General features: G+C 61.7%; 11 protein-coding genes and 1 pseudogene. 6 read left to right on the plus strand and 6 right to left on the minus strand.

Annotated elements, in window-relative coordinates:
* Nucleotides 1–41 precede the first annotated feature (41 nt).
* The 5 genes from RFM98_RS27880 (at nucleotide 42) to RFM98_RS27900 (ending at nucleotide 5037) form a co-directional block, all read left to right on the plus strand.
* Complete coding sequence (locus tag RFM98_RS27880; protein WP_320311780.1) at nucleotides 42–752, plus strand: GntR family transcriptional regulator; 711 nt, start codon at nucleotides 42–44, stop codon at nucleotides 750–752.
* 57 nt (nucleotides 753–809) lie between these two features.
* Nucleotides 810–1976, plus strand: coding sequence for a mandelate racemase/muconate lactonizing enzyme family protein (locus RFM98_RS27885; RefSeq protein ID WP_320311781.1), 1167 nt, complete (start codon nucleotides 810–812; stop codon nucleotides 1974–1976).
* 63 nt (nucleotides 1977–2039) lie between these two features.
* Nucleotides 2040–3398, plus strand: coding sequence for a mandelate racemase/muconate lactonizing enzyme family protein (locus tag RFM98_RS27890; RefSeq protein WP_320311782.1), 1359 nt, complete (start codon nucleotides 2040–2042; stop codon nucleotides 3396–3398).
* 103 nt (nucleotides 3399–3501) lie between these two features.
* Nucleotides 3502–3828: an NIPSNAP family protein gene (locus tag RFM98_RS27895; protein ID WP_127275484.1), complete on the plus strand. Its 327-nt coding sequence runs from the start codon at nucleotides 3502–3504 to the stop codon at nucleotides 3826–3828.
* A 9-nt stretch (nucleotides 3829–3837) separates the two neighbouring features.
* The gene (locus RFM98_RS27900) at nucleotides 3838–5037 is read left to right on the plus strand and encodes a mandelate racemase/muconate lactonizing enzyme family protein (RefSeq protein ID WP_320311783.1); all 1200 of its coding nucleotides are present in this window, start codon (nucleotides 3838–3840) and stop codon (nucleotides 5035–5037) included.
* 260 nt (nucleotides 5038–5297) lie between these two features.
* Here the strand turns inward: RFM98_RS27900 and RFM98_RS27905 are convergent, their stop codons facing one another.
* The 4 genes from RFM98_RS27905 to RFM98_RS27920 form a co-directional block, all read right to left on the minus strand.
* Nucleotides 5298–7595 (minus strand): sphingomyelin phosphodiesterase, encoded by a 2298-nt coding sequence (locus RFM98_RS27905; protein WP_320311784.1) that lies wholly within the window; start codon nucleotides 7593–7595, stop codon nucleotides 5298–5300.
* A gap of 7 nt (nucleotides 7596–7602) precedes the next feature.
* Nucleotides 7603–8427 (minus strand): NHL repeat-containing protein, encoded by an 825-nt coding sequence (locus RFM98_RS27910; RefSeq protein WP_320311785.1) that lies wholly within the window; start codon nucleotides 8425–8427, stop codon nucleotides 7603–7605.
* 256 nt (nucleotides 8428–8683) lie between these two features.
* Complete coding sequence (locus RFM98_RS27915) at nucleotides 8684–11887, minus strand: efflux RND transporter permease subunit (protein WP_320311786.1); 3204 nt, start codon at nucleotides 11885–11887, stop codon at nucleotides 8684–8686.
* Nucleotides 11884–12990, minus strand: coding sequence for an efflux RND transporter periplasmic adaptor subunit (locus RFM98_RS27920; RefSeq protein WP_320311793.1), 1107 nt, complete (start codon nucleotides 12988–12990; stop codon nucleotides 11884–11886). The genes RFM98_RS27915 and RFM98_RS27920 overlap by 4 nt, the downstream gene beginning before the upstream one ends.
* A 552-nt stretch (nucleotides 12991–13542) precedes the next feature.
* Here RFM98_RS27920 and RFM98_RS27925 point away from each other — a divergent pair.
* Nucleotides 13543–13893 (plus strand): helix-turn-helix domain-containing protein, encoded by a 351-nt coding sequence (locus RFM98_RS27925; protein WP_320311787.1) that lies wholly within the window; start codon nucleotides 13543–13545, stop codon nucleotides 13891–13893.
* A gap of 13 nt (nucleotides 13894–13906) precedes the next feature.
* Here RFM98_RS27925 and RFM98_RS27930 read toward each other — a convergent pair whose 3' ends face one another.
* Together RFM98_RS27930 and RFM98_RS27935 are read right to left on the minus strand one after the other, a co-directional pair.
* Nucleotides 13907–14440 (minus strand): flavin reductase family protein, encoded by a 534-nt coding sequence (locus RFM98_RS27930; protein ID WP_320311788.1) that lies wholly within the window; start codon nucleotides 14438–14440, stop codon nucleotides 13907–13909.
* A gap of 366 nt (nucleotides 14441–14806) precedes the next feature.
* Nucleotides 14807–14985 (minus strand): annotated as a pseudogene (locus tag RFM98_RS27935) (5-aminolevulinate synthase); the annotation flags it as partial.

A 14985-nucleotide genomic window follows, 5' to 3' on the forward strand; every position in this document is an offset into this window, starting at 1 on the left:
GTGATATCGGTCAAAATGTGTATTGATTGGGGGAGCGGGCTTTGGCCGAAACAAGCGATTTCAAAGCGGAACCACCCGAAGGGATTGACGCGCTCGGGGCCTCCAGCGAGGGCGCCTCGCTTTATCAACTGATCAGGGAAGACATCATCGAAGGGCGGCTCGCGGCCAACGAACGCCTTGTGGTAACCGATCTAGCCCGGCGTCACGGCACCTCGACCAACCCCGTGCGCGAAGCCCTGCAGTTGTTGCGCGGCGAGGGCTTTGTCACCTTCGTTCCCAACCGCGGCGCGCGCGTCCGGCCCATTGACCAGGATTTTGTCCGCGATATCTACGAGATCGGAGTCCTGATCGAGCCAGCCCTGACGCGATGGTTCGTGAATATGGCGACCGTCGAGGACATTGCCGAACTCGAACGTATCCAGGGCCTGATTGAAGAGAACAACTTTGCCGACACGCTCAGGCACAGCGAGTTGGATACCGCTTTTCACACCGTGATGTACCAGAGGCACTACAACCGCCATGCCGCCGAGCTTTGGTGGAAGCATCGCGAAGTGCTGCGCGCCGTGAGCCGGCGTTTCAATTTCACGCTCGCCCGGCGTGCCGCGATCCTTCGCGAGCACCGGGAGCTCATCGCGCATGTAAAAGCGGGAAATGCCGACGAGGCAGCCGAACTCATTGCGCGCCATGTCGAGGGCTCCGGGCGGCATGTCCTCGAGCACATGCGCGCGCGTAACGCCGCTCGGGCGGGGTAGAATATTCGGTCGAGAATACCGCTGGTCGGGGTCATTCCAGACAAAGGTAGTTGAGAGATGAAAATCACGAGCATTAGGCCGTGGCTGATCAAATCCGATGCTTCTTATTGGGGAGAGTACCTGTTCGTCGAAGTGACGACTGACGAGGGAGTGAGTGGCTGGGGAGAGATCACCACCACGACAAAGTTGGCCAACCGCGCGCTCTGCACGATCTTACGACAGATCGGTATCGCCGTGGCAGGCGAAGACCCCGCACGTATCGAACATCTCTGGCACAAGATTTTCCGCAGCTTCACCTATATGGGCAGCCGCGGCGCCGCCGTCGAATGCGTGAGCGCCATCGATATAGCCCTCTGGGACATCCGGGGCAAAGTCCTCGGCAAGCCGATCTACGAGCTGCTGGGCGGACCGGTGCGCGATGAAATCGCACTGTACACCCATCCCAATCAGGCCAAATTCACCAGCAAGGACGGTGTGGTCCGCGAAATTCGGGACATCGTCGAGTCCGGACACACCGCGCTCAAGTTCGATCCTTTCCCCCACCAGGGCCGCACCGCTGATGGCGTGCCCCGCGAACAGCGGGATGGTTACCTCGACGGCAGCATGACCCGCAAGGACGAACGCGAAGCGGCCGAACTCACGGCTCTGATCCGCGAAACGGCGGGCCCTGACGTCGACATCCTCATCGATGCGCATGGCCGCTTCGACGTTCCCACCGCCATTCGCCTCTGTCGCAGCCTCGAGGAAGCCGGCCAGATCGATTGGTTCGAGGAGCCGTGCCCGCCCGAGAGCCTTAACGCCCTCAAGCAGGTGCGCGACAAGGTCAGCACCGCTATCTCGTGGGGCGAGCGCGGCCACACGAAGTGGGATTTCGTGCCTGTGCTCGAGAACAAGCTCGCCGACTACATCATGCCGGACGTCACCTGGACCGGCGGCATCACCGAGCTCAAGAAGATTTCCGCCCTGTGCGAAGCCTACTACATCCCGGTCTCGCCGCATGACGCCGCCGGACCGATCAACGTGGTCGCGGGAGCGCAGGTGATGATGACGGTTCCCAACTTCTACAAGCTTGAAACCTCGGAGTGGGACCTCTCCAAATACGATCACCTCATCGACAAGCCGCTCGACGTTTCGAACGGCAGCCTCAAGCTGACGTCGAAGCCCGGTCTCGGCGTCGAGATGAACCGCGACTACCTGCGGGCCCACGAGATCGAACTGGCCTAGCAATCCCTCCATGCCGGCCAGATACGGGGCAATCAGCCCCGCCAAACAGAGCGAGGTTAGGCCATGCTAAAAACGGATGGAGCCGACGAGGCTCTCAATCGCATCAACACGAATTCCAGGCCGTCGGATCTTCGCATCACCGACATGCGGGTGGCCGAGATCGTCGGCGCGCCGTTCACCTCGGCGCTGCTCAAGATCTACACCAACCAGGGCATCGTTGGGCTTGGTGAAGTGCGTGACGGCGCCAGCGCCACCTACGCGCTGATGCTGAAGAGCCGGTTGCTTGGCGAGAACCCCTGCGACATCGACCGCCTGTTTCGCCGGATCAAGCAGTTCGGCGGGCATGGCCGGCAAGGCGGCGGCGTCTCGGCGGTTGAGATCGCGCTCTGGGATCTTGCTGGCAAGGCCTATCGCGTACCGGTCTACCAGATGCTCGGCGGCAGGTTTCGCGATCGCGTGCGCGTCTATTGCGACACCGACGCGGAGAAGCCCAGTGGCACCGAGACCGGAAGGCGCCTCAAGCAGCGCATGGACCGGGGTTTCACCTTCCTCAAGATGGACCTGGGCCTGATGCAGATCGTCCACATCCCGGGCGCCGTGACAGCGCCCGCCGGCGCGCTCGAAGGGTTTCACGCCAATCCGCGCGGCCGGGGCGGCACACTCCAAGAACGCAAGGCCCGCAATCTCGCCTACGATGCGCAGAATGTGCAGCACCCGTTCACGGGGCTGCATTTCACCGAAAAGGGCATCGACCTGCTCGAGCAATATATCCACGAGGTTCGCGAGGTCATCGGCTACGAGATTCCCTTGGCCATCGATCATGTCGGCCACATCTCGCTGCAGGACGGCATCCGCCTGTCACTCCGTATCGAGAAATACGTGCCGGCTTGGCTCGAGGACGTGATCCCCTGGCAGTACACTGAGCAGTACCGACAATTGCAACAGGCGACCTCGGTGCCGATCTGCACCGGTGAGGATATCTATCTCAAGGAGGGCTTCGAGCCTCTGCTAAGGAGCGGCGGCCTCTCCATCATCCACCCGGACCTGCTCACCAGCGGGGGCATCCTGGAGACCAAGAAGATCGGCGACATGGCGCAAGACCACGGCGTCGCCATGGCCATCCATATGGCCGAAAGCCCGATCGCTGCGATGGCCGCGGCGCATGTGGCGACGGCGACCGAAAACTTCATGGCGCTCGAATACCATTCCGCCGATGTCGACTGGTGGGACGACATCGTCACCGGCCTTTCCAAGCCGCTCGTCAAGGACGGCTTCATCACCGTGCCCGACAAGCCGGGGCTGGGCATAGACGATGTGGTCGACGAGGTGATCAGCCAGCATCTGCAGCCCGGTGTCACGGGGATATGGCAATCCACCGAGCATTGGGACAATGAACATAGCTGGGACCGGACCTGGAGTTAGCCCAGGCCCTCTGCCCTCATTCCCCCAGGCTCACAGAGCCAACAACCGACCATTCGTGTCGACCTCTCCCAAGGCAGAGGCGAAGAAAGAAACGGACGAAACCATGATCTACGAACTGCGTATCTATGACTGCCTGCCGGGCAGGCTGCCGGCTTTGCTCAAGCGCTTTTCCGACCAAACGCTGGCCATCTGGGAGAGGCATGGCATCCGCCAAGCCGGGTTTTTCACCACGGCGATCGGCGAAAACAGCAATCGCCTCACCTATTTTCTCGCCTGGGAATCGCTGGCCGAGCGTGAGGCGAAATGGGCGGCTTTCGTCACCGATCCGGCATGGCACAGGGCCCGGGACGAGTCTGAGCGCGACGGGCAGATCGTTGCCAATATCAGCAGCCAGATGCTCACGCCGACAGCTTTCTCGTCTGTGAAATAGGACTGCGCCATGAAGATCACCGACCTGCGCTGCGCTGTCATCGGCAAGCACCCGATCGTCCGCATCGTCACCGATGAAGGGCTCTATGGCCTCGGCGAAGTCGAATACACAAAGACCTACCTGAAACCCTTCGTGCTGCATTTTCGCGAGGCGCTGATCGGCGAGGACCCGACCGACGTCGAGCGAGTGATGCTGAAGATCCGCCAGCGCGGCTCGTTCAAGCCCTATGGCGCCGCCGTCTCCGCCATCGAGCATGCGCTGTGGGACATCGCCGGCAAGGCGGCGGGCGTGCCGGCCTACAAACTGCTCGGCGGCAAGGTGCGCGACAAGGTGCGCGTCTACAACGGCTCGATCCGCCGGAAGCGCGCAGGCGACCGGCCGGAGGATTACGCCGCCGATGTCAAATGGATGATGGAGCAGCCGCAGAACTTCTTCATGGTCAAGCAAGGAATCTCGTTCCACTCCAACATGAAGGACAGCATCGAGGGGTTCCATTACGGGGTGACGCAGAAGAAGGCCGGCTATCACGGTGCCATGGATCAGGGCGTGATCAGCGAGCGCGGTTTCAACCATATGCTCGACTGCGTGATCGCGATGAAGGAGGTGCTGGGCGACAAGGTCAGCCTGGCGCTAGATTGCGGCCCGGGCTGGATGCTCCCCGATGCGATCAAGTTCGCTCGTGCGGTCGAGAAGTACAATTTGATGTGGCTCGAGGACATGCTGACCGGCGACTATGTGCCGTGGGTCAATCCGCAGGCCTATCGGGAGCTGACCACCTCAACCTCGACCCCGATCCATACCGGCGAGCAGATTTATCTGCGGCACAATTTCAAGGAATTGATCGAAACCCAGGCGGTGCGTGTCATCGGCCCCGATCCGGCTGATGTCGGCGGCATTGCCGAGCTGAAATGGGTCGCCGAGCACGCTTACATGCACTCGATCCTGATGGCCCCACACGGCACCGCGAACGGCCTGCTCGGCCTGGGCGCGCTGATCAATGTCTGCGCCACCTTGCCAGCCAACTATGTTGCCTTCGAATATCCGAGCGCCTCCGACCCCTGGTGGGAGGATCTGGTGATCGGCCTGCCGGAGCAGATCGTGAAGGACAGCATGGTGGACTTGCTGGAAGCACCGGGGCTCGGCCTCGATATCGACGCCGACGCGGCCAGGAAGTATCTGGGTGAAGAGGATGTGGGCTTCTTCGACTGAACCTTTCCTCCAGCCTGCAGACGCGAACCGCTTACACAGACTATCGCCCGGAACAACATGCTTAGGGCCATGCACGAAACAACCAGGTTTGCACCTTAAGTCTGTCGGTCCGCTTGCGGCCCCGAAGCGCGTTTCCGCTGCAGCGGCTTTGCGCCTCAGGTCGGACGTTCGGTTGAACTTTGATCTCGCCCAGAAGCGAACGCTCCCGCGATTACCGCTGGATAACGGTCGACGGGGTAAAGCGGGAAACGCGCCGCCGATTATGGGGGCGGCTCGCACGATACGGTGATCTGAAGGTCGTATACCCCGTCATCGTCATCGTCGTCGTCTTCAGCCGGGTTGAAGACCAGCGAAAGCTGAACTGTGAGACTGGCCCCTATTCCCTCCAGAACCTTATCCGTGTTGGCCAGCATGTCGAAGGAAGGTATCTGAATCGATGTCCGGTCAGCCGCGCTGAGGTCGTCCAGTTCGACCAACTCGAATTCAGCCGAATCGATGTAACGAACCATGTTGATCTGGGGCAGATCGCGGAACGAATCGTCATCGAATTCCAATTCGTCGCTGTTTGGGATATGAACGCGAAGCAGACCACCAACGCTGACATTGATCTGGATGTCATCGGAACCGGCCTCGCTGCCCAGGAAGCCGTCCGTCTCGTCGCGGCAGAAAAGGCGCGCCATCGTCCGGGCGCGGGAGCCAGCGTTGTTCGGGTTGCCGTAGAGGTAGCTGACGTTCGATTTCAACGTGATGGTGAATCGCTCCGCAGTAAAGCCTGGATCCCGACGTTGCGCCAGAAAATAGCCGTTCAGCGGGCGGTCATAGCCCACCTGCGAGACGACAGCAGGGCCGGCATCCACTTTATCCAATAGAGTCAAGTCGCTCGACCCGGGCTTGGAAGCGACCACGAGCAGACCGAACGCATCCATGTCCGCATTGTTTATGGATATGGTCGAGCTGGCGTTCAGGCTGCCATCCGGCTCGGTGTCGAGCGCCGCGCAGAACCAGACCGTGTCCATCTCATCGAAATCGGGCGTGGACGGGTCATCTAGCGAATGCGGTGCGCCGACCTTGGCTTGGGCAACAAACGGCACGTTGCGCTGCAAGGGAATGGCGTCCAGGCGGCTCGTGCCAGCATAGCGATGGACCCGCACCCGGTAGCGTCGTTCGCCGCGCCGGCTTGGATGCGCGATGCGGATGAGGAATGGAGCAAGTGGCAATGCGAAGCGCGTCATCTTTTCCTGGCGCGGCCCGCCTACGTCCTGGATGCTGAATGGTTTCACCGGAACCGACAGATTGTCGGCCGTGAAGATGTCCATCCTCACGTCAGGGCCGCCCAGCGTAAGGTCGATCGCATAGCCGCCGGGATCCTTGATGCAGATCCAATGCATCTGCCCTTCAACCAGGAAGCCGTCGAATATCTTGTCAGCGCTTCCGATCGGCATGTTGATCTGCTCGGACGTGGCGATCGACGCGAAAGGTCGGTCAAGGTCGAGATCGATGCGGACCGGAAGATGGTCGCTGACATAGGACGTCGGATTCGTCGCGTCAGTCGCAATTTCATAGGCGATGCACATATGCTGCATCGCTCGCCGTCCGTTCAGTGGCCCACGGCCGCGCAACGCGTAGTCGAGCCGCTGGTTGTGCACGGTCATTCCCCGGTCGAACCAATCGGGCAAAGTCAGCCTGCCGAGGCGCACGTCGCCCGGCGACTGTTCGTGCATCCACGAGTCGTGCAGCACCTTCGTGAAAGGGGCGCCGGGCGTGTCGAAGCGCTCGGTCCACTCCTGCCGAAAACCAGTGGTCGGATGACTCATACCGTCGATGTTGAGGTCGCCGCACATCAGGATCTCGGCATCCTCGACGTTGCCGGCCATTGTCTTGATCAGATTGAAGGCCTGGTTGAGCTGCTTGCGTCGTATGTCCTTGTGTGCCTCGACATTGTCGGTCGCGTCGGCCTGCGTGTGGCTGTTCAGGAGATGGAATGGCTTCCCATTCTGCACGAGCTTGGCGTACAGCACGCCCTTGGAGGCGGCGGAATCGTCCCAAACCGAGTCTTCGTATTCCACGAACGCGACGATGGGGATCTTGTCCTGTCCAACAATGTCCTGCAGCTCGGCCGGGACCGGTGTGCCGTCGAACGGAATGCGGCTGAAAATCATCAGGCCCGAGTCTTCGAACTTGCTGAAAGGGATCAGGATCAGTCCGATGAGACCTGCTACAATCGACAGCGCGGCGCCGCCGGGAATGGTCGCCGCATAGCCGGCAGTACCCAAAAGGGTCGCGCACACGGTTGAAACCGAGTCACCTTGCGCCTTCTCGACGCGGAACGGGTATTTGCCCTTGAGATGCGAGATCAACGCATCGCGTCCGTCCTCGTCAAACACTTCCTGGAAGCACAAGACGTCGTAGTCCCACTCGCTGTTGAGAATCCTCTTCGAGATTAGCTTGGCGCGGTCCTCGACGTTCTCGTATGGCGTCAGGGATCCTTGCGCGCCGGCTTCCATGGCCCACGACCGCATCTGGACGTTGTAGGTCAGAACTCGGATCGACGCGCTCATCTTGTCCTCACGGCAGCTGGCAGAGGGCGGTTGGCCGGCGGATGACGACTTGATCGAGCCTAGCATCAAGGGACACATTCCAGCCCGAGGCGTCGCGAACAACAGAGCAGAGCGCAAGCGTAGGAAGGAAGAATGCAGCCAAGGCATCCGCGCCTGTCACGGCAAGTGCCGCCGGATAGCGCAGCACATCCCCAAGGATCGTCTCCGTGATCCCGCCTGACGGCGAGGCCATGATGGAAAGTCCTTCGCGTGTCAGGTCTCCCACGATGATCGTACCGTCGGGCAGCACGGCGACCGCGGTGGGATTTCGGAACGTACCCTGCGAACTCACATCCCAATGAGCATCGTCGAGCTGAGCAAGCTGCACGATACGCGCCGCGGCTGGATCCGCCACTACCAGCCCACCCGGTCCATGCTGGATGCAGATCGGACCTGCGAACCTGCCCGGCCCGACGGAGCCTGTGGCAATTTTCTGGCCGTAAGCCTGCCAACCGGTCCCGTCAAAGGCGTCTATGGCGACTATCCGGAAATTGCCGGTATCGGCCACGAAAATCCGTCCTTCGTCGGAGACGGCCACTCCCATCGGGTTTTGAAACTGGCCGACCCCCGCACCCTGCGACCCGAAACTTTCCCAATTCGTACCGTCTTCGGCGCAGGCGATGATCCGGCTTTGGCTGCGGTCGGCTGTCAACAACCGTCCGTCCGGAAGGCGGGCCAAGCCATACGGAAGGCCGAATCCAGCGGGCGCCGGCACGTCAGCCGGGGGATCGGACGGATTCGCCTGGAGGATTGAAATTCCTCGCCTCAAGTCGGAAACGGCAAGTCCAGCCATCCTCATAATCCCAGCTGTGGTTGTTCCAGTTGCTAGTCGATGACTCTCCAGCCCTAGTTGCCATTGCATACTGCAACCAGCAAGACACCGGTGTGAAACAGCTCACTGAGACAGGCGAGACTAAATGTGCGGCTGACGCACATCCCGGTAAATGATGGTTGATGGCGGCGTCTTTAAGCCCTGCGTCTAGCAGGCGCCCGTTGATTCGATCACCTAAACTGGCTGAAGCGTCGCCCGACGCGACGAATTCGTAACCCTACTCGGCGGCCGTCTCGGATGGCGCCTCTGCCGGCCCCGAAGGCTCGGCCTCGGCCCGGGGCTTGCGCCGTGAAAACAGCGACCTGAGCGTGACGTAGAACACCGGCGTCAGGAACAGGCCGACGAAGGTGACGCCGAGCATGCCGGAGAACACCGCGGTGCCGAGCGACTGGCGCATTTCTGCGCCCGGGCCCGTTGCGATCATCAGCGGCACGACGCCGAGGATGAACGCGAAGGCGGTCATCAGGATCGGCCGCAGCCTGAGCCGGCAGGCTTCGACGGCAGCCTCGGCGGCCGACAGGCCGCGTTCCTGCGCCTGCCGCGCGAATTCGACGATCAGGATCGCGTTCTTGGCGGCAAGCCCGATCAGCACGATGAGGCCGATCTGCACGAGGATGTTGTTGTCCAGCCCTCGGAAGGATACGCCGAGCAACGCCGCGAGCACGCCGAGCGGCACCACCAGCACAATGGCAAACGGCAGCACCCAGCTTTCATACTGCGCCGCCAGCGCCAGGAAAACGAACAGCACCGACAGTCCGAAGATATAGATAGCGGCATTGCCGGTGTTGCGCTCCTGGTAGGCGAGCTCGGTCCATTCATAGGAGGTACCGGCCGGCAGCGTCTTTGCCGTGATCCCTTCCATCAATGCCAGCGCGTCGCCCGTGGAGACGCCGGGGGCGGCGTTGCCCTGCAGCGGCACCGAGACGTACATGTTGTAGCGCTGGACCAGCGCCGGGCCGGTGACGTCGCGGATCTCGATCAACGTGCCGAGCGGAACCAGCGCGCCGGTCGCCGAGCGCACCTTCAGTTTCAAGATGTCGGCGCGATCGAGGCGGAACACCTGGTCGGCCTGCGCCCGCACCTGGTAGACGCGCCCGAAAGCGTTGAAGTCGTTGACGTAGGCGGTGCCCAGATTGATCGACAGCGTCTCGAAGATGTTGGGGATAGGCACGTTCAGGATGCGCGCCTTGTCGCGATCGATCGCCAGGAAGAATTGCGGGCTCGACGCGGAGAAGGTGGTGAACACGCCCGTCAGCCCCGGCGTCTTGTTGGCCTTGCCGGCGATTTCGTAGGCAAGCGCCAAGATCTGCCGCATGTCGGCGCTGTTGCGCTCCTGGATCTGCAGCTTGAAGCCGCCGGCATTGCCGACACCGCGGATCGGCGGCGGCGGCAGTGCGATGATGAAGGCTTCCTTGATGCTTTGCAGGCTGCCGAACAGATTGCCGATGACCTGGGTCGCCGACTGGCCGGCTTTCAGTCGCTCGTCAAACGGCTTGAACCTGGCGAAGATCACGCCCTGGTTGCTGGCGTTGGTGAACGTCGCGCCGGAGAAGCCGGCGAAGGCGACTGCGTAGTCGACGCCAGGCGTTTTCTGGATCATCTGCGACGCCTGCTGGATGACCGCATCGGTCCTCGACAGCGAGGAGCCGTCCGGCAACTGGACGACGACGATCGCATAGCCCTGGTCGAGCGACGGAATGAAACCGCGCGGCACCGTCTGCACCATGTAGACCGTGGCGTAGATGAGGGCCGCGAAAACGGCCAGCATGGCGGCGATCGCTATCCACGATCCGACCAGCACGCGGATGATGCTCGAATACCAATGGGCGACCCTGTCGAAGCCGCGATTGAAGCCGTCGGCGAGCGCCCGTCCGAACCGCGCCAGAAAAAAGCGCGGCGGCGCCGCCGCGGCGTGGTGCGGCTTGAACAGCAGTGCGGCCAGCGCCGGCGAAAGCGTCAGCGAATTGAATGCCGAGATCGCCGTCGACACCGCGATGGTGATCGCAAACTGCAGGTAGAACTGTCCAGAAATGCCGGGGATGAAGGCTGTCGGTACGAACACGGCTATCAGCACCAGCGAGATCGCGATAATGGCCGTTCCGACTTCGTTCATAGTCAGGTGCGACGCCGGATTGGGCGCCACCCCACTGGCGATATTGCGCTCGACGTTTTCGACCACGACGATCGCATCGTCGACCACGATGCCGATCGCCAGAACGAGGCCGAACAGCGTCAGCATGTTGAGCGAGAAGCCGGCGGCGTAAAGCACCGCCAACGTGCCGATCAGCGACACGGGGATCGCCACGATCGGCACGATCGCCATGCGCCACGATTGCAGGAAGACGATGATGACGATGATGACCAGCAGCATCGCCTCGAGGATCGTCTTGTAGACCTCCTGGATCGACTCGGCGACGAACTCGGTGGGATTGTAGACGATGTCGTAGCTCAACCCCTTCGGGAAGTCGCGGGAAAGCTCCTTCATCTTGTCCTGGATCTCCGCGGCTGCGGCGAGCGCATTGGTGCCCGGCCGCTGGAAGATGGCGAGCGCCACCGCCGGCTTACCGTTGAGATAGGAGTTGGTGACGTAATCCTTGGCGCCGAGCTCGATGCGCGCCACGTCCTGCAGCGAGATCAGGCGGCCGTCGTCGGTCGATTTGACGATCACGTATCGGAAGTCGCGTGCATCGTTGAAGCGGCCTTGCGTGGTGACCGTGTACTGGAACGCCGTGCCGGTGTTGGTCGGCGGCGCGCCGATCGAGCCGCCCGACACCTGGACGTTCTGGTCGCGCAGCGCCTGCACCACATCGCCTGAGGTCATGCCCAGGGCGGACAGTTTTTCCGGATCGAGCCAGATGCGCAGCGAATATTCGCGTTCGCCGAAGATGATGAGGTCGCCGACGCCATCTAACCTGAGCAGTATGTCGCGCACCCGCGAGCGGGCGTAGTTCGAGACGTAGAGCTGGTCGTAGGTATTGTCGGGCGACAGCATGTGCACGACCATCATCAGGTCGGGCGAACTCTTGGTGGTGGTGATGCCGAGGCGGCGGACTTCTTCAGGCAAGCGCGGCTCGGCGACCGACACGCGATTCTGCACCAGCACTTGCGCCTTGTCGAGATCGGTGCCCAGCTTGAAGGTGATGGTCAGCGCCATCGCCCCGTCGCCCGACGAATAGGACGACATGTAGAGCATGCCCTCGACGCCGTTGATCTCCTGCTCGATCGGCGTTGCCACAGTCGCGGCGACCGTCTCGGCGTCGGCGCCCGGATACTGCGCGCGAACGACGATGGTCGGCGGCGCGATCTCGGGATATTGCGCGACCGGCAGCTGGGTATAAGCAATCCCGCCGAGGATCAAAAGGACGATCGAAACGACCGACGCGAAGATTGGGCGGTCGACGAAGAAATGTGCGAACCTCATTGCTGCAACCCGGCGGTCTCGACCTTGGGCGGCAACGTCACCATCTCGACCTTCACCTTGGTGCCTGGCCTGGCGTGCATCAGCCCGTTGACGATGATCGTCTCGCCGCCGGTCAGGCCCGAGCGGATCACCCGGTAGCCGTCGAGAAGCGGGCCGGTGCGCACAGGCTTCGCAGACACCATCCCGGCCTCATCCACCAGGAACACGATGCGGCGATCCTGATCGGCGCCGATCGCCTCGTCGGGCACCAGCACGCCGCTATGCGGCAGCGAGCCCGGCACATTGATGCGCCCGAACATGCCTGGCTGGAGAACGCCGTCGGCGTTGGGAAACGTCGCACGGACCCGCATGGTGCCGGTCGCATTGTCGATCCGGTTCTCGGCAAAATCGAGCTTGCCTTTGAATACCGCCTCCGCGCGGTCGGCCACACGAACCTCCACATCGAGCCCGCCGGCGCCTTCCTGCATGCTGCCGCCACGCTGCTTCGCGTCGCGGGCGTAGCTGAAATACAGGCGCTCATCGACGTCGAAATAGAAGTCGATCGGATCGCGCGTAACGATGGTCGTCAGCAAGGTGGAATCCGGCTGCACGAGGTTGCCGACCGACACCAGCCGACGGTCGATGCGGCCGGACAAGGGCGCCTTGATCTCGGTGAATTCCATGTTCAGGCTGGCCGTCGTCAGCGCAGCCGTCGCGCCCTGCATCTGCGCCTGCGCCGAAAGGTATTCCCGCCGGCGGTCGTCGACCGTCGCGGTTGAGATATTGCCGGTCTTGGCAAGTTCGTCGGCGCGATCCAGCTGCATCTTGGAGAATTCGAGCAGACTCTTGGCGACGTCCACTTGCGATTTGGCGGCATCATAAGCCGCCTGGTACGGACGCTGGTCGATGGTGAAGAGCAGGTCGCCCTTGTTGACCAGTGCGCCGTCCTGGAAGCTGACCTTGTCCAGATAGCCGCTGACGCGCGAACGGATGGCGACCTGGTCGACGGCTTCGAAGCGCCCGACGAACTCGTCGTCTTCGACGATTTCATGGACCACCGGCTTGGCCGCCGTCACCACGGGTAGCTGCTGGTCCTGCGCAAACGCAGTGCCGCCGAAAGCCATGCCGAGCAGGAATGCCGCCGACACGGCGGCGCGGGCAGGCCAGCCGGCCGATCGACGGGGCCGCACGCCCGCGTCGCGATGCAATTGCCCATTCTCTGGGGTGTCCATCTGCGTCCTCGCTCGCTAGACCCGGAGGTCGGTTGATCCGCTTCTACGCTCAGGCTTTTCGTCGAGATCAGAGCACTGCAGTGTTGTGCATGGCAACATGATCATTTTCCATGTGGGCTGAAATGTCCAGCCTGTGGCTGCCCCGCCACCGAGCTAAAACCAGTCGCGTTTTAATGGATTCAGGATTCCTTTGATGGACGGCTTGTGATTCATATTGGTCGAAGGAGACCGATATGGGCATTACCACGCCGGCGGGATTCAATGGACTGCAACACTGCGGCATCGCAAGCAACGTCGTTGCGGCCAAGATGGGGCGCCAGCGGAATGGCACCTGGCTAGCTAGTCCCAGAACCGGACTGGATGAAGCTGATCGACGCAAGAGCCTGGGTTGCATTGGGGATGCTGACCTCGCGGTTATTTATAGGCGAGTGACGACTGGAGAGATTGGAACGCGCGCCGGCTTCTCGAGCACCTCCCATTTCGCGCGAGTGGTGCGCAATCGCGGGAGAGGCTCTGCGCACGACCAATCACACGATCGGCGCCATCATGGAACGCGGAGGCTTCGGCAATCCAGCTGTCTTCTACAACAAGTTCCGGACCCGGTTCGGCTGCAGCCCGGCCGAATTCCGCCGCGGCCATCGGTCATTGAAACCCCAGTGCGTATTGACGGCGGAGGATGCAGCGGAGGTTCAGAGGCTCCTCATCGGGCACACGACCAGCGTCGGCAAGGCGTCTGAACTCGCCGTCGGGCTGGCGCCTGCGCGCGCCTTGATGCGGATCAAAAGCCGCTTCTGAGCTGGCCCGACTTTCAAGGCATGCGGGATTCTAAATGGATTACTTCGCCATCGACGACGAAAGCGCCGTTCCCGACGTGATGGATGGTTTTCGGTTTCGGCTGTTTCGGATCGATCCAAGCCTTAAGGACTTCCAGCACGAACAGATTGTATTTGTTGACAAGGCGCGTATCGACCACACGACATTCGAGATTGGCGAAACACTCGGCCACTAGCGGCGCCGATACCCGCTCGGCGGGAAGCGGCGTCAACCAGGCCGTTGCGAACTTATCCGTATCCCGGCCAGAGCAGTTGCCGACCTTCACGACCTTCTCCGCAAGGCCGACAGCAGGTATTGCAATCACGCACTCCTTCGTTTGACGCAAGGAGAAGAACGAGAGGTCATTGCTTGATACGATGCAGGCAATCGTTGGCGGCGCGACTGTCACCATCGTGTGCCAGGACATGGTCATGACATTCGAGCGGCCTTGCTTGGATCGCGACGAAAGCAGGACGACCGGACCGGGTTCGATGAGCCGATAGACTTCGGCAAGCGGCAAATCCTTCATATCCGTCTCTCGCTTGGCATCTGCAAACTGGTTTGTTGCCCGTCGACTTGTAGAGGACAGTGCCGTCCTTCGCCTTGATCGGGGTCAAAGCCGAGATACCGGGCCGAATGGCGATCGAGCCCGATTGATCACGATCAATGCCAGCTTGCGTCGGCCCCGGCGGCGAAGCCTTCCTCAGACTATGCTTCCACCGCCGCCTCGATCAGCTCGAGGAAGCGGCGCATCGCCTGGCGAAATGGATGAAGCCGGTGTGAGACAGGCGGCTTTAGAGCAATTCCAGGAAAAGTGTGAGCGGTTTTCCGTCAGGAATTGCGTCAAAACAAGGAGATAGACCGGTTCGCCGTTTCTGTGAAACGGTGAAACGCTCTAGCCGCCTGACTTCGGCACCAGCAACGGAATGATCCGGTCGCTCTTGACAACGGCGGGACGGCCGGAGCCGGCATAGGGAATGCCCAGCGCGTCCCAGGTCTCGACCAGCGCGTCCTGCAATTCGGCGATCAGCGCGTCCGAATGGAACGGCGTCGGCGTGATGCGCAGCCGCTCGG

The sequence above is a fragment of the Mesorhizobium australafricanum genome (assembly GCF_033977265.1).
GTDB lineage: Bacteria > Pseudomonadota > Alphaproteobacteria > Rhizobiales > Rhizobiaceae > Mesorhizobium > Mesorhizobium australafricanum.

Excerpts from the sequence above, each read along its gene's own strand:
- RFM98_RS27885 (WP_320311781.1), top strand. The coding sequence starts at position 810 with ATGAAAATCACGAGCATTAGGCCGTGGCTGATCAAATCCGATGCTTCT.
- RFM98_RS27890 (WP_320311782.1), top strand. The coding sequence starts at position 2,040 with ATGCTAAAAACGGATGGAGCCGACGAGGCTCTCAATCGCATCAACACG.
- RFM98_RS27895 (WP_127275484.1), top strand. The coding sequence starts at position 3,502 with ATGATCTACGAACTGCGTATCTATGACTGCCTGCCGGGCAGGCTGCCG.
- RFM98_RS27900 (WP_320311783.1), top strand. The coding sequence starts at position 3,838 with ATGAAGATCACCGACCTGCGCTGCGCTGTCATCGGCAAGCACCCGATC.
- RFM98_RS27905 (WP_320311784.1), bottom strand. The coding sequence starts at position 7,595 with ATGAGCGCGTCGATCCGAGTTCTGACCTACAACGTCCAGATGCGGTCG.
- RFM98_RS27910 (WP_320311785.1), bottom strand. The coding sequence starts at position 8,427 with ATGGCTGGACTTGCCGTTTCCGACTTGAGGCGAGGAATTTCAATCCTC.
- RFM98_RS27915 (WP_320311786.1), bottom strand. The coding sequence starts at position 11,887 with ATGAGGTTCGCACATTTCTTCGTCGACCGCCCAATCTTCGCGTCGGTC.
- RFM98_RS27920 (WP_320311793.1), bottom strand. The coding sequence starts at position 12,990 with ATGGCTTTCGGCGGCACTGCGTTTGCGCAGGACCAGCAGCTACCCGTG.
- RFM98_RS27930 (WP_320311788.1), bottom strand. The coding sequence starts at position 14,440 with ATGAAGGATTTGCCGCTTGCCGAAGTCTATCGGCTCATCGAACCCGGT.